The organism is Yersinia enterocolitica subsp. enterocolitica (assembly GCF_901472495.1).
Lineage (GTDB): Bacteria > Pseudomonadota > Gammaproteobacteria > Enterobacterales > Enterobacteriaceae > Yersinia > Yersinia enterocolitica.
Genome location: NZ_LR590469.1, coordinates 3,789,608 through 3,804,784 on the forward strand (window position 1 = coordinate 3,789,608; position 15,177 = coordinate 3,804,784).

A 15,177-nucleotide genomic window follows, 5' to 3' on the forward strand; every position below is an offset into this window, starting at 1 on the left:
CCATCCTCAGTATGGGGTTTCGTGGCGAGGCATTAGCCAGTATTAGTTCAGTCTCGCGTCTGATTTTGACCTCGCGCACGGCTGAACAAAATGAAGCCTGGCAGGCTTATGCCGAAGGGCGTGATATGGCCGTGACCATCAAACCTGCGGCTCATCCGGTTGGCAGTACTCTGGAAGTGTTGGATCTGTTTTATAACACGCCCGCTCGCCGCAAATTTATGCGCACTGAGAAAACCGAGTTTGGTCATATTGATGAAGTGGTGCGGCGCATTGCACTGGCGCGCTTTGATGTAGCGATCAATCTCAGCCATAACGGTAAGTTAATGCGCCAATATCGCGCTGCCCCTGATCCTTCCCAGCATGAACGCCGGTTGGCGAGTATCTGTGGCCCGGCATTTTTGCAGCATGCACTGGCGATTTCTTGGCAGCACGGTGATTTGACCATTCGCGGTTGGGTCGCTGATCCCGCCGCCAGCCGCACACTGAGTGAAATGCAATATTGCTACGTCAATAACCGCATGATGCGCGACCGGCTAATCAATCATGCGATCCGCCAGGCTTATCAAGATTTACTTAAAGACGACCAGCAGCCCGCCTATGTATTGTATCTGGATATTGACCCACATCAGGTCGATGTGAATGTGCATCCGGCTAAGCATGAAGTGCGTTTCCATCAGGCGCGGCTGGTGCATGACTTTATTTATCAAGCGGTCACCACGGTATTACAGCAAACGGCGACCCCGCTGCTGAACATCAATGAAGATGGCGAAGAAATTGAGGCTCCGCGCTGGCAACCAGAAAATCGCGTGGCGGCAGGGGCTAATAAATATGCACAACCGGAGCCGGCGAACACCGTGCCAGTTGTACGAACGTCGTCTCCTGAGCGAACCGCTACCACAGAGCGCTCAATAGCCCGCGAACGAACCCCAACTTATCACGCGGGCGAACCTTACCAAAAACAGCAAGGTGAGTTATATCGCCAACTGGTGCAGCCAGCCGCAGTGAATAAACCGGCGGCAGTCAGTCAACCTTCGGTTGCGTCAGCTCCAGTAGCGCGTCAGATATCGACTGATGAGCCACTGCATGGCGATAATTACAGTTTTGGCCGGGTACTCACAGTATTTCCGCCTTGCTATGCTCTTATTGAATATAAGCAGGGCATAGCATTACTTGAACTAACGGTTGCCGAGCGTTGGTTAAAACAAGCTCAATTGAATCCGCCTGCGGAAGGGCTACGTCCTCAACCATTACTGATTCCATTAAAGCTGACATTAGATAAAAATGAGGCTACTGCCTGCCAGCGCCATCAGAAGTTGTTAGCGACCATGGGGATAGAATTGGCCGTTGAGCACACAAGAGCGACTTTACGTGCAGTATCTTTACCATTACGCCAACAAAATTTACAAAAACTGATACCGGAACTGTTAGGCTATCTGTCGCAACATGAAGAGATATCGCCCGATGCTCTCGCCACATGGATTTCTCGCCATCTAGGCAGCGAACATGAGGTATGGAATGTGTCTCAAGCGATACAGTTATTGACGGATGTTGAACGTCTTTGCCCGCAGTTGGTGAAATCACCGCCAGCAGGGCTATTACAACCTATTGATATAAAGGCCGCATTGGCAACCCTGACACATGAATGATATTGAAAATCTAGACCAGCCACCGGCAATCTTTATTATGGGGCCAACTGCCTCGGGTAAAACAGCGCTCTCCATTGCACTGAGACAGCGGCTACCTGTCGAGCTTGTTAGCGTCGACTCAGCCCTAATTTATCGCGGCATGGATATTGGCACGGCGAAACCCAGTGCCGAGGAACAGGCATTAGCACCACATCGGTTAATTGATATTCGCGATCCAGCAGAATCATACTCTGCCGCCGATTTCCGTAAAGATGCATTAAAAGAGATGGCCGACATTACCGCAGCTGGGCGTATTCCGCTGCTGGTGGGTGGCACGATGTTGTACTTTAAAGCGCTGTTGGATGGATTATCTCCATTGCCGTCAGCGGACCCGCAAGTGCGCCAGCGTATTGAACAGCAGGCAGCGGAACTGGGTTGGGAGGCTTTACATCAGCAATTGGCTGAGATCGATCCCGTTGCTGCGGCTCGAATTCATCCTAATGATCCCCAACGGCTCTCCAGAGCACTGGAAGTTTTTTTTATTTCAGGTAAAACTCTAACAGAACTGACTAAAATTTCAGGTGAAACCTTACCGTATCAGGTTCACCAATTTGCGATTGCGCCTGTTAGCCGGGAACTGTTGCACCAGCGGATTGAATTACGTTTTCATCAGATGTTGGATGCAGGGTTTGAAACAGAGGCTAGGGCGCTTTTTGACCGTGGTGATTTGCATACGGATATGCCAGCCATTCGTTGTGTGGGATACCGGCAGATGTGGTCTTATCTGTCCGGTGAGATTGATTACGACGAAATGGTTTACCGCGGAATCTGTGCGACACGTCAACTGGCAAAGCGCCAAATGACCTGGTTGCGGGGCTGGGGTTCAGTCCAGTGGCTCGACAGTGATAAGCCGGGAGAGGCTTTAGACTCTGTAATACAGGTTGTTAGTGCATAGGTTGAATGATTGTGTACAATTGATTAGCACTCAACGCGCGGATTTTTTTTACGCAGTTTATTTTCGAGCCGATAGGTTCTTAGTTAATAACAACAAGCAAATAAGGAAAATATAGAATGGCTAAGGGGCAATCTTTGCAAGATCCGTTCCTGAACGCATTGCGTCGTGAACGGGTTCCGGTTTCTATTTATTTAGTGAATGGCATTAAACTGCAGGGCCAAGTTGAGTCTTTTGATCAGTTTGTCATTCTGTTAAAAAACACAGTCAGCCAGATGGTTTATAAGCACGCCATCTCTACTGTAGTGCCTTCTCGCCCGGTTTCGCATCACAGCAATAATCCGAGTGGTAGCACTAATAATTATCATGGTAGTAATCCATCTGCGCCGCAACAGCCGCAGCAGGATAGCGATGACGCTGAATAAAGCGCATTGCTGGTCAACCATGACGGGGAACATAAGCAACGGATTCAGGCTTATGTTCTCCGCACTAGCGGTTTTGATCCGTTTGAGAGGTTGCTCGTTTGTTTGACCGTTATGAAGGCGGTGAGCAGGCCGTACTGGTTCATATCTATTTCTCGCAAGACAAAAACTCAGAGGATCTGCGTGAGTTCGAAGCGCTGGTATCTTCTGCGGGCGTAGAAGCTTTGCAAATTGTGACCGGTAGTCGCAAAGCACCGCACCCTAAGTTTTTTGTAGGCGAGGGAAAGGCAGTAGAAATTGCTGACGCAGTAAAAGCCAGTGGTGCGTCTGTTGTCCTGTTTGATCATGCCCTTTCCGCAGCGCAAGAGCGAAATCTTGAACGTTTGTGTGAGTGCCGGGTTATTGATCGGACTGGCCTGATTTTAGATATTTTTGCCCAACGGGCCCGTACCCATGAAGGTAAATTACAGGTCGAATTAGCGCAATTGCGCCATATTGCGACTCGTTTGGTACGCGGCTGGACGCACCTTGAGCGTCAGAAAGGGGGGATTGGCCTAAGAGGGCCAGGTGAAACCCAGTTGGAGACCGACCGTCGTTTGCTACGTGACCGTATCAGCTTGATTTTAAGCCGTTTGGAGCGCGTGGCAAAGCAGCGTGAGCAAGGGCGGCGCGCACGTACTCGCGCAGATATCCCGACAGTGTCTTTGGTGGGGTATACCAACGCCGGTAAATCTAGCCTGTTTAACAAAATTACGGCAGCTGATGTCTATGCGGCTGACCAACTATTTGCCACGTTGGATCCCACTTTACGCCGCATTAATGTAGCTGATGTGGGCGATACAGTGTTGGCGGATACGGTAGGCTTTATCCGGCATTTGCCGCACGATCTGGTTGCTGCTTTTAAAGCAACATTACAAGAAACGCGGCAAGCCTCATTACTGCTACACATTATTGATGCAGCTGATCCTCGGGTGGCCGAGAATATGGCCGCAGTCGATTCTGTATTGGCAGAAATAGAAGCGGATGAAATCCCTACATTATTAGTAATGAATAAAATTGATTTGTTGGATGATTTCGTCCCGCGAATTGATCGCAACGAAGAAAATCTGCCAGTCAGAGTTTGGCTTTCAGCCCAAACCGGCGCAGGTATCCCGTTGCTCTTTCAAGCGTTAACGGAGCGTCTTTCAGGTGAGATCGCACACTTTGAACTGCGTTTGCCGCCTCAGGCAGGCCGTTTACGTAGCCGTTTTTACCAGCTTCAGGCAATTGAAAAAGAGTGGATAGACGAGGACGGGAACGTCGGTATGGTGGTAAGAATGCCTATCGTTGATTGGCGTCGTCTCTGTAAACAAGAGCAGGAGTTGGTCAGTTATATTATTAGTGAACCAAGCTCGGTTAATTAATGAGTAACTTGACCTTTCTTGTGAGATTAAGAGCCAGCTTCTTTGGCATGTGCTCTTGGCCTGAAGAAAACCAATCATAGAAGAATGGAGCTAAAACATGGCGTGGAATCAGCCCGGTAATAACGGACAGGACCGCGATCCGTGGGGGAGCAGCAATAATAATGGCGGCAACTCTGGCGGAAATAACAATAATAAAGGTGGTCGTGACCAAGGGCCGCCGGATCTGGATGATATCTTCCGGAAACTGAGCAAAAAACTGAGTAGCCTCACGGGTAAAGGTGGCGGCAACGGTAATGGCGGCAATGATAACAATGGTGCGTCAAAAGGCCCTGGTTTCAGTGGTCGTATCGTTGGTATCGCTGTAGTTGCGGTTGTGGTTATCTGGGCGGCAAGTGGTTTCTATACAATTAAAGAAGCTGAGCGTGGTGTTGTGACTCGCTTGGGTAAATTAAGCCATATTGTACAGCCTGGTTTGAACTGGAAACCGACCTTTATCGATGAAGTAACCCCGGTTAACGTCGAATCTGTACGTGAATTGGCGGCATCTGGTGTCATGTTGACCTCTGATGAAAACGTCGTTCGCATCGAAATGAACGTGCAGTACCGTGTGACTGACCCGGCCGCTTACCTGTTTAGCGTGACTAATCCGGATGACAGTCTGCGTCAGGCTACTGATAGCGCAGTACGTGGTGTTATTGGTAAATACACCATGGACAAAATCCTCACCGAAGGCCGTACTATCGTTCGTAGCGATACTCAGCGTGTACTGGAAGAAACTATTCGTCCATACAACATGGGTATCACTCTGCTGGACGTTAACTTCCAGGCAGCACGTCCGCCGGAAGAAGTTAAAGCGGCATTTGATGATGCGATTGCTGCTCGTGAAAACGAACAACAGTATATTCGTGAAGCAGAAGCTTACACCAACGAAGTCCAGCCTCGTGCCAATGGTCAGGCACAGCGTCTGTTAGAAGATGCCCGTGCTTATGCCGCACGTAAAGTGTTGGAAGCGCAGGGTGAAGTTGCCGGTTTTGCGAAGTTGTTGCCTGAGTATAAGGCTGCACCGGAAATTACCCGTGAACGTCTGTACATCGAAACCATGGAGAAAGTCCTCGGTCATACCCGCAAAGTGCTGGCTAATGACAAAGGTAACAGTCTGATGGTGCTGCCGCTGGATCAGCTGATGCGTGGCCAAGGTGCAGATAAAGCAGATGGCAGTAAAGACACAAGTCTGATTCGTTTGAATCCGCCTTCCTCTGCTAATAGCAGCCAAGAGTCTGGTGCCAGCAACACAGGTACCAGTTCAAACAGTGGCTCTATCATGGATCAGCGCCGGGCGAATGCTCAGCGTGATACTTCCACTCGCGTAGGGAGAGAATAACCAATGCGTAAGTCTTTTTTACTTATCGTCGTTGTGGTGTTAGTCGCACTCTACGCTTCGCTGTTTGTGGTACAAGAAGGCCAACGCGGGATCGTACTGCGCTTTGGCAAGGTATTACGTGATAGTGATAACAAGCCTCTGGTGTACGCACCTGGCCTGCACTTCAAGATACCGTTTATCGAAACAGTGAAGACGTTGGATGCCCGTATTCAAACCATGGACAACCAGGCCGACCGTTTCGTGACCAACGAGAAGAAAGACCTGATTGTTGACTCCTATTTGAAATGGCGTATCAGCGATTTCAGCCGTTACTATCTGGCCACCGGTGGTGGTGATGTTTCTCAGGCTGAAGTGCTGTTGAAACGTAAATTCAGTGACCGTTTGCGTTCTGAGATTGGTCGCCTGAATGTGCGAGACATCGTTACCGACTCACGTGGTCGTCTGACGTCTGATGTTCGTGATGCACTGAACACCGGTAGTGTGGGTGATGAGGCTGTTACCACCGAAGCTGATGATGCCATTGCCTCTGCGGCAGCGCGTGTTGAACAGGAAACCCGTGGCAAACAGCCAGCGGTTAACCCGAACAGCATGGCAGCGCTGGGGATTGAGGTTGTTGATGTGCGAATCAAGCAAATCAACTTACCGGCTGAAGTCTCTGACGCTATCTTCCAACGTATGCGTGCTGAACGTGAAGCGGTAGCCCGTCGTCACCGTTCACAAGGTCAGGAAGAAGCCGAGAAGTTGCGTGCAACAGCTGACTATGAAGTGACTCGTACCTTGGCAGAAGCAGAACGTCAGGCGCGTATTACTCGTGGTGGCGGTGATGCCGAAGCGGCTCGTCTGTTTGCTGATGCATTCAGTAAAGACCCTGACTTCTATGCATTCATTCGTAGCTTGCGTGCGTATGAAAACAGCTTCAGCAGCGGCAATGATGTGATGGTTCTGAGCCCGGATAGCGATTTCTTCCGCTATATGAAATCGCCGGATAACTCTAGCAAACGTCCATAACGATTGCTGTGACAGGCCGTTTTTGACCGTAGTTTTTGACTGTAATTTTTGACTGTAATAACAAGGCCCGTTCACGCGGGCCTTTTCTATTTGGGGCAGCCCTTTCCATCTGATTGAGACAGAAAATGAATTCAACCATTTTATTAGCATTGGGTTTGGTTTTGGTGCTGGAAGGGCTTGGCCCGATGCTGTATCCCAAAGCCTGGCGCAAAATGATTCTGGCAATGGCCCAATTACCGGATGCCACTTTACGTCGTTTTGGTGGAGGATTAGTGGTTGCGGGCGTCGTTATCTACTACATGTTGCGTAGCCGCATGGGTGGCTAAATGTAAGCACAAAAATTGTTCAGTTATGTGTTAAAAAGTACTGAAAGCAGCCGAGTGAGATGTTAGAATCCTTTTTTAAGCAACCTGGTGATTTTTGAGATGGGTAAGAACGTCGTCGTACTGGGCACCCAATGGGGTGACGAAGGTAAGGGCAAGGTCGTTGACCTGCTGACTGAACGGGCTAAATATGTTGTGCGCTATCAAGGTGGTCACAACGCTGGCCACACTTTGGTTATCAACGGTGAGAAAACCGTTCTTCATTTAATTCCCTCAGGTATTCTGCGTGAAAACGTAACCAGCATCATCGGCAACGGTGTTGTACTGGCACCTGACGCCTTAATGAAAGAGATGACAGACCTTGAAGCGCGCGGTGTGCCTGTACGTGAGCGACTGTTACTCTCCGAAGCATGCCCATTAATCCTGCCATATCATGTGGCTCTGGATAATGCGCGTGAAAAAGCACGTGGTGCAAAAGCAATCGGTACTACCGGTCGTGGTATCGGCCCTGCCTATGAAGATAAAGTTGCCCGCCGCGGTCTGCGCGTAGGTGATTTGTTCAACAAAGAAACCTTCGCAATCAAACTGAAAGAAATTGTGGATTACCACAACTTCCAGTTGGTGCACTACTACAAAGAAGAAGCGGTTGACTATCAAAAAGTGCTGGATGAAGTATTGGCTATTGCCGATATTCTGACTGCAATGGTAGTTGATGTTTCCGAATTGCTGGACAGTGCGCGTAAGCGTGGTGATTTCATGATGTTTGAAGGCGCTCAAGGCACCTTGCTGGACATCGACCACGGTACTTATCCGTATGTGACTTCATCTAACACCACAGCGGGTGGCGTTGCGACAGGCTCTGGCCTGGGCCCACGTTATGTTGATTACGTGCTGGGTATCGTGAAAGCCTATTCCACCCGTGTTGGTGCAGGCCCATTCCCGACTGAACTGAACGATGAAACAGGTGAGTTCCTGCGTAAGCAAGGTAACGAATATGGCGCGACCACTGGCCGTAGCCGTCGTACCGGTTGGTTGGATATCGTTGCAGTACGTCGTGCTGTGCAGATCAACTCCTTGTCTGGCTTCTGCATGACCAAACTGGACGTGCTGGATGGTCTGAAAGAAGTGAAACTGTGTGTTGGCTACCGCATGCCAGATGGCCGCGAAGTTGATACCACTCCACTGGCTGCTGAAGGCTGGGAAGGTATTGAGCCAATCTACGAAACCATGCCAGGCTGGTCAGAAGTGACCTTTGGCGTAAAAGAACACAGCAAGTTGCCACAGGCAGCGCTGAACTACATCAAGCGTGTAGAAGAGCTGACAGGTGTTCCGGTTGATATCATCTCTACCGGCCCGGATCGGGAAGAAACCATGATCCTGCGCGACCCATTTGATGCATGATTCATTAGCAAATAGCTAAATAATCAGAATTCAGATGCTAATGAACCGGGCTTATGTCCGGTTCATTGTTTCAGATTCTCCTGAAAGTTATCTCCGGTCAGCCATTTTTACATCAAAAAACCCGCCCTTTATCTAAATGATTAGTCGCAAGCTTTGTGGCTGGTTTATCATTCAAGCTATAAGTTTCTAAATAGCACTTAGAATCGCACTTATTAACCTATCCAAAACGTGTCATCTTAGATGGGTTTAAGCCGGGTAAACTGATACTCAGGGGTATACGTGCAGTTAACAAGTTTTACTGATTATGGTTTGCGGGCGCTTACTTATATGGCCTCGCTGCCTGAAGGCCAAATGACCAGCATTTCTCAGGTGACCGAGGTCTATGGCGTGTCTCGCAATCATATGGTTAAAATAATCAATCAGTTGAGTCGTGTCGGGTTGGTAACCGCTGTACGGGGGAAGAATGGCGGCATACGGTTAGGTAAACCGGCTGACCAAATTCGAATTGGTGACGTTGTGCGCCAGTTAGAACCACTTTCTCTGGTCAATTGCAGTAGTGATTTTTGCCATATAACCCCCGCTTGCCGCTTGAAACAAGTGCTTAATCAGGCGGTACAAAGTTTCCTTAACGAGCTGGATAATTATACTTTAGCCGATATGGTTCAAGATAATACCCCGCTCTACAAGCTATTATTTGTTGAGTAGATTTTTGCTTAATCAAAGATATATATACCCAAAGAACTTGGAGTTGCAGGTAGGCAGCCAGTAAACGAATCCCGATGAGCTTACACTGGTAAGTGATTCGGGTGAGAGCGCGCAGTTAACACTCCTGCGGCTTCAAGTACGTAGGGTATAAGGCTGCTGCTGACAACGGAGGAACCGCAATGTCACAAGATCCATTCTTGGAGCGAGAAGCAGAAAAATATGAGTCACCAATCCCTAGCCGGGAGTTCATTTTGGCTCATCTCGCGAAACGCGAAACACCTGCCAGCCGTGAAGAACTGGCAAATGAACTTAATTTATCGGGTGAAGAACAGCTAGAGGCGTTGCGTCGCCGCCTGCGCGCGATGGAGCGTGATGGGCAATTGGTCTTTACCCGTCGTCAGTGCTACGCCTTACCGGAGCGGCTGGACTTATTGCGCGGGACTGTTATTGGTCATCGTGATGGCTTTGGTTTCTTACGGGTTGAAGGCAGTAAAGACGACCTGTACCTCTCAGCCGAGCAAATGAAAACCGCGATTCATGGCGATGTGGTATTGGCTCAACCTGTTGGCGCTGACCGCAAAGGTCGTCGTGAAGCACGTATCGTGCGCGTGTTAGTACCGAAAACCAGCCAGATTGTCGGGCGCTATTTTACTGATGCGGGTACGGGTTTTGTGGTGCCGGATGATGGCCGCTTGAGTTTTGATATTCTGATCCCACCAGATGCCATTAATGGCGCGCGGATGGGGTATATGGTGGTGGTTGAGTTGACCCAGCGCCCGACCCGCCGTACAAAAGCTGTGGGTAAGATTGTTGAAGTGCTCGGTGAGAACATGGGTACCAGCATGGCGGTGGATATCGCGCTGCGCACTCATGAAATCCCACATACCTGGCCGCCACAAGTTGAAAAACAAGTTGCTGACCTGAAAGAGCAAGTGCCGGAAGAAGCGAAAAAAGGGCGAGTGGATTTACGCAGCCTGCCCTTAGTGACTATTGATGGTGAAGATGCCCGCGATTTCGATGATGCGGTTTACTGCGAGAAAAAACGCGGTGGCGGCTGGCGCTTGTGGGTGGCGATTGCTGATGTCAGTTATTATGTGCGCCCGCGCACTGCACTGGATGATGAAGCTCGCAGCCGTGGTAACTCGGTTTACTTCCCGTCACAAGTTGTCCCGATGCTGCCAGAAGTGCTGTCAAACGGCCTTTGCTCCCTGAATCCGCAGGTAGACCGCCTGTGTATGGTGTGTGAGATGACCATCTCCGCACAGGGTAAGCTGTCGTCGTATAAGTTCTACGAAGCGGTGATGAGCTCGCACGCGCGTCTGACCTACACCAAAGTATGGCGAATCATTGATGGTGAAGAATCACTGCGCGAGCAATATAAGCCGCTGGTGCCGCATCTGTTAGAACTGCATACCATGTACAAGGCGCTGGATCAGGCTCGTGCTGAGCGTGGTGGTATTGCATTCGAAACCGAAGAAGCCAAGTTTATCTTTAACGCTGAACGGCGTATCGAGCGTATTGAGTCGACGGTGCGTAATGACGCGCATAAGTTGATTGAAGAGTGCATGATTTTGGCGAACATTGCTGCGGCGCGTTTTGTGGAAAAACACAACGAACCGGCGCTGTTCCGGGTGCATGACCGCCCAAGTGATGACCATATCTCCGCCCTGCGCAGTGTGCTGGGTGAGTTGGGTCTGACACTTGGTGGTGGTTTGAAACCAGAGCCAAAAGATTATGCGGTGCTGATGGATGAAGTGGCGGATCGTCCGGATCATGAAATGCTGCAAACCATGTTGCTGCGTTCGATGAAACAGGCGATTTACGATCCAGAAAACCGGGGTCACTTTGGTTTGGCGTTGGCGTCTTATGGTCACTTTACCTCACCCATTCGCCGTTACCCCGATTTGGCCATGCACCGGGCTATCAAGTACCAGCTTGCCAAAGAGCACGGCAATGTGAAAGAGCGCTGGACACCAACCGGCGGCTGGCACAGTGAGTACGAAGATATGCTGCAATTGGGTGAACATTGCTCAATGACTGAACGCCGTGCTGATGAAGCGACTCGTAATGTCGCAGATTGGCTGAAGTGTGATTTTATGCAGGATCAGGTGGGGAAAGTCTTCACCGGGATTATTGCTAGCGTCACCGGCTTTGGTTTCTTCGTCCGTCTGGATGATTTGTTTATTGATGGTTTGGTACATGTCTCCAGTTTGGATAATGACTACTATCGTTACGATAACATTGGTCAGCGTTTGATCGGTGAATCCTCAGGTCAGGTTTACCGGTTGGGTGATACCGTGGAAATCCGGGTTGAGGCGGTACACATGGATGAGCGCAAAATTGATTTTGCTCTGGTCTCCAGTACTCGTAAACCGCGTGGTGAAGGCAAAACAGCGCGTGATAAAGCCAAGAAAGCCGATGGTCAGCGCACGATGCGCGATACCTCCACTGGCCGTGGCGGTCGTGGTAGTTCATCAAGTTCATCACGTCGTGATAGCGCGCCAGCAGGAAGTGGGCAGAAACGCCCTCGTCGTGCTAAAAAACCGGCAAACTTTGAGCCAGATAGTGCTTTTCGCCCGGCAGATGCCGCCGCTAAGGTAGATGACAAAGCGTTGGCCGAGAAAAAGGCCAAAGCTAAAGCGAAAAGAGCATCCGCCAAGACCAAGAAAATTGCTGCTGCCACCAAGGCCAAGCGCGCGAAGAAAAAAACCAGCAGTGACCAATAATGGCCTGTTGATTGTCGGGCGGCCTTGGTCGCCCGCATTCATTTATATTTAATCATTTATAAAAGAGCATCATGAGCGAAATTATTTACGGCATTCACTCCGTCAAAGCCTTGTTAGACAATGATCCACAACGCTTTTTGGAAGTTTTTATTCTGAAAGGTCGTGACGATCGTCGCCTACAGCCCTTGATTGCCGAACTGGAAGCTGCCGGTTTGGTGATTCAGGTTGCCAGCCGCCAGTGGCTGGATTCACAGGTTGAAGGGGGTGTCCATCAGGGTATCGTGGCGCGAGTCCGTGAAGGGCGTCAGTATCAGGAAAATGACTTGCCAGCATTGCTGGAAAGTGTAGAAACCCCCTTCCTGTTGGTGCTTGATGGCGTTACTGATCCCCATAATCTGGGCGCATGTTTGCGCAGTGCCGATGCTGCGGGGGTCCATGCGGTTATCGTGCCGCGGGATCGCTCGGCGCAGCTGAATGCCATCGCCAAGAAAGTCGCCAGTGGTGCTGCTGAAAACGTACCATTGATTAAAGTCACTAATCTGGCGCGCACGCTGCGAGTGTTACAGGAGCACAATGTCTGGATTGTCGGGACTGCCGGTGAAGCAGACCATACATTGTATCAAAGCAAAATGACTGGCCCGATGGCATTAGTGATGGGCGCTGAGGGCGAAGGTATGCGCCGTTTGACCCGCGAACACTGTGATGAATTGATCAGCATTCCGATGGCAGGGAGTGTTTCTTCACTCAATGTGTCGGTTGCTACCGGGGTGTGTTTGTTTGAAGCGGTACGTCAGCGAGCGCTTAAAGTTTAATATTGAAGTTAATGACAAAGCTACTGATAACTCAGTGAGTGAAGGGTTTATCGCACCTAGGGGCACTTCGACGGCTTACGCCGTTACGACCCCAACGGCACGATTCCCCTTCAGTTGGTTTTGTCAGCAGTCTGAAGCCAACATTTCCGGATGTTGGCTTTTTGTTTTTATTTTTCACACAGGGAATTTCGCATCACTATCAGCGATATAGAGTGGATTAATCGCTGTTTGTGATGTGTCTGTCAGCAAAAAGCCCCGCCTGCACCATACTTAACCCTGATTTATGAATGCCGATTTCGCAATGAGTACCGAAATGGAGGAAGGTATGGAGTGGCAGACTCATTTGGTTTTCAACCAGCCAGAGCCGTTATCTAACAGTAATTTATATCTGTCGGATATGGCCTTGCGGGAAGCTGTGATGCGGGAACATGCTGGCTGGGATGGAGAGGATCTTTCTCGGATTGGACTTCAACTTGGCTCACAGGAGTCACTTGAATTAGGGCGGCTGGCAAACGCCAATCCGCCAGAATTATTGCGCTATGATGCAGCTGGTCAGAGATTGGATCAGGTGCGATTCCATCCTGCCTGGTATGTGTTAATGCAAGAGTTGGTTAATCACCGAGTGCATAATTTACCTTGGCAGGAAGATGCGCGGATAGGCTCTTTTGTCGCACGTGCTGCACGTTTTATCCTGCATGCTCAGGTAGAAGCGGGGACATTATGCCCAATAACCATGACCTTTGGTGCCATTCCGCTGCTGCAACAAACACTCCCACCGCTATTCCAAAGCTGGATACCAGCACTACTTTCAGATCGCTATGACTCGCATCAAATCGTCGGTAGCCAGAAACGTGGTTTATTGATTGGCATGGGTATGACCGAAAAACAGGGCGGTTCCGATGTGTTAAGTAACTCCACCAGAGCAGAGCCGCTGCAATTTCGCGGCAATGGTGAGGCTTATCGTCTGGTCGGGCACAAATGGTTTTTCTCGGTACCACAAAGTGACGCGCACTTGGTGTTGGCCCAAGCCGAAGGGGGGCTATCTTGTTTTTTCCTGCCTAAAATATTGCCAGACGGCACCTATAACGCCATTCGCTTAGAGCGCTTGAAAGAGAAGCTCGGTAATCGTTCCAATGCCAGCAGTGAAGTTGAATTTGATAATGCGACCGCGTGGTTATTGGGCGATGAAGGTGACGGCATTCGCCAAATTCTGAAAATGGGTGGATATACTCGTTTTGATTGTGCGCTCGGTAGTCATGGCCTGATGAGAAGAGCCTTCTCCATCGCGCTGTACCATGCCTGGCAGCGACAAGCCTTTGGCAAAGCACTCGTTGACCAGCCTTTGATGCGGCAAGTCTTAAGCCGTATGGCATTGCGTTTAGAAGGGCATACTGCGTTATTGATGCGTCTGGCCAGTGCATGGGGAAAAACCGGCGAGGTTCATGAGCAGGTATTCAGTAGGCTGCTGACGCCTGCGGCAAAATATCGTGTCTGTGGGCTGGGCAGCGGGTTTGTCGCCGAGGCGATGGAAGTTCTTGGCGGGATTGGTTATTGCGAACAAAGTGAGCTGCCGCGGATTTACCGTGAAATGCCGGTCAACAGCATTTGGGAAGGCTCCGGCAATATTATGTGCCTTGATGTGCTGCGAACCTTCCGCAAACTCCCTTCTGCGATAGAAATGCTTCAGCAAGAGTTTTATTCGGTGCGAGGGCAAAATCGATTGTTTGACCGGGCATGGCGACAATTGCAACAGCGGCTGAAAAATCCCAAGGAAGAGCAAGGGCGGGCGATAACGCAGCAACTGTTTGACTTGTGTTGTGCATCTCAATTGCTGCGGTTTGCCTCGCCGCCATTGGCCGATGCCTGGTGTCGCATGACGCTAGATCACCGGGATCAATACATGGTGCCTGAAGCGGTTTGCGCGCTGCTGCTCAGTCGCGGCAGCGGCATGAAATAAGCTCGAAATCATTTATACAGCTAGTTATTTATACAACAGCGCGTTGGCATACCAAATACCTGGATAAATACTGTCAGACATCATGATAATCAGATAGTAGGGCGCACCACTGGCATTGGCCCTACGTTTAATTTCAGCTTCAATATCCATCGGGCTGCCAAATACTTGAGCTGAAACGGTGCCCACTTTCTGTAAATTCAGGCTTTGTGCGCGGGTGATTTCCTGGGCATAGGGCTGAGCCACAGGTGGTGGAACCGGAGTCACGTGAAAAGCACTGCAAGCCGAGAGTCCCAAAGTGATCAGTAAGACCACCATTACACGTTTTAAATTCATTTTTGCCTCTTTGTCAGCTGTGATATCACTGCTAAGCCCATTATTTCTCAAGTGTAACGCTGCAACCTCAAGTATGAGGGAATATCTTGGAAGAAATTGATTTAAGACTTTATATCTTCATTTTGGCAC

Annotated in this window: 13 protein-coding genes; 12 read left to right on the forward strand and 1 reads right to left on the reverse strand. The window is 49.9% G+C overall.

The features are described 5' to 3' along the window. Positions 1-11: 11 nt before the first annotated feature. From mutL to FGL26_RS18020, 12 genes are all read left to right on the forward strand, one after another. The gene (gene mutL, locus FGL26_RS17960; RefSeq protein WP_371836843.1) at positions 12-1,646 is read left to right on the forward strand and encodes a DNA mismatch repair endonuclease MutL; all 1,635 of its coding nucleotides are present in this window, start codon (positions 12-14) and stop codon (positions 1,644-1,646) included. Next, the gene (gene miaA, locus FGL26_RS17965) at positions 1,639-2,580 is read left to right on the forward strand and encodes a tRNA (adenosine(37)-N6)-dimethylallyltransferase MiaA (protein WP_005175510.1); all 942 of its coding nucleotides are present in this window, start codon (positions 1,639-1,641) and stop codon (positions 2,578-2,580) included. The genes mutL and miaA overlap by 8 nt, the downstream gene beginning before the upstream one ends. 116 nt (positions 2,581-2,696) lie before the next feature. Then, entirely contained in the window at positions 2,697-3,002 is a 306-nt protein-coding gene (hfq, locus tag FGL26_RS17970; RefSeq protein WP_004392473.1) for an RNA chaperone Hfq, read from the forward strand. Between the two features lie 98 nt (positions 3,003-3,100). Then, a complete protein-coding gene (gene hflX, locus FGL26_RS17975) occupies positions 3,101-4,402 on the forward strand; it encodes a ribosome rescue GTPase HflX (protein ID WP_005156429.1) in 1,302 nt (433 codons plus the stop codon). A 97-nt stretch (positions 4,403-4,499) separates the two neighbouring features. Further along, positions 4,500-5,783: an FtsH protease activity modulator HflK gene (gene hflK, locus FGL26_RS17980; RefSeq protein ID WP_005175505.1), complete on the forward strand. Its 1,284-nt coding sequence runs from the start codon at positions 4,500-4,502 to the stop codon at positions 5,781-5,783. 3 nt (positions 5,784-5,786) lie between these two features. Then, positions 5,787-6,791, forward strand: a complete 1,005-nt coding sequence (hflC, locus tag FGL26_RS17985) for a protease modulator HflC (RefSeq protein WP_005156425.1) — start codon at positions 5,787-5,789, stop codon at positions 6,789-6,791. Between the two features lie 125 nt (positions 6,792-6,916). Next, positions 6,917-7,117, forward strand: a complete 201-nt coding sequence (locus FGL26_RS17990; RefSeq protein ID WP_005175502.1) for a DUF2065 family protein — start codon at positions 6,917-6,919, stop codon at positions 7,115-7,117. A 99-nt stretch (positions 7,118-7,216) separates the two neighbouring features. After that, positions 7,217-8,515: an adenylosuccinate synthase gene (locus tag FGL26_RS17995; RefSeq protein WP_005175500.1), complete on the forward strand. Its 1,299-nt coding sequence runs from the start codon at positions 7,217-7,219 to the stop codon at positions 8,513-8,515. A 279-nt stretch (positions 8,516-8,794) separates the two neighbouring features. Continuing rightward, positions 8,795-9,220 carry a nitric oxide-sensing transcriptional repressor NsrR gene (nsrR, locus tag FGL26_RS18000; RefSeq protein ID WP_005175497.1) on the forward strand — a complete coding sequence of 142 codons (426 nt, stop codon included), beginning with the start codon at positions 8,795-8,797 and terminating at the stop codon, positions 9,218-9,220. A 179-nt stretch (positions 9,221-9,399) separates the two neighbouring features. After that, positions 9,400-11,946, forward strand: coding sequence for a ribonuclease R (gene rnr, locus FGL26_RS18005; protein WP_005175494.1), 2,547 nt, complete (start codon positions 9,400-9,402; stop codon positions 11,944-11,946). Between the two features lie 71 nt (positions 11,947-12,017). Beyond that, the gene (rlmB, locus tag FGL26_RS18010) at positions 12,018-12,758 is read left to right on the forward strand and encodes a 23S rRNA (guanosine(2251)-2'-O)-methyltransferase RlmB (RefSeq protein WP_032908742.1); all 741 of its coding nucleotides are present in this window, start codon (positions 12,018-12,020) and stop codon (positions 12,756-12,758) included. 313 nt (positions 12,759-13,071) lie between these two features. Beyond that, positions 13,072-14,715: an isovaleryl-CoA dehydrogenase gene (locus FGL26_RS18020; RefSeq protein WP_032903286.1), complete on the forward strand. Its 1,644-nt coding sequence runs from the start codon at positions 13,072-13,074 to the stop codon at positions 14,713-14,715. Between the two features lie 24 nt (positions 14,716-14,739). On the opposite strand, the gene bsmA is transcribed toward FGL26_RS18020, so the two are convergent. Next, complete coding sequence (gene bsmA / locus FGL26_RS18025) at positions 14,740-15,048, reverse strand: biofilm peroxide resistance protein BsmA (RefSeq protein ID WP_005175485.1); 309 nt, start codon at positions 15,046-15,048, stop codon at positions 14,740-14,742. Between the last annotated feature and the right edge of the window lie 129 nt (positions 15,049-15,177).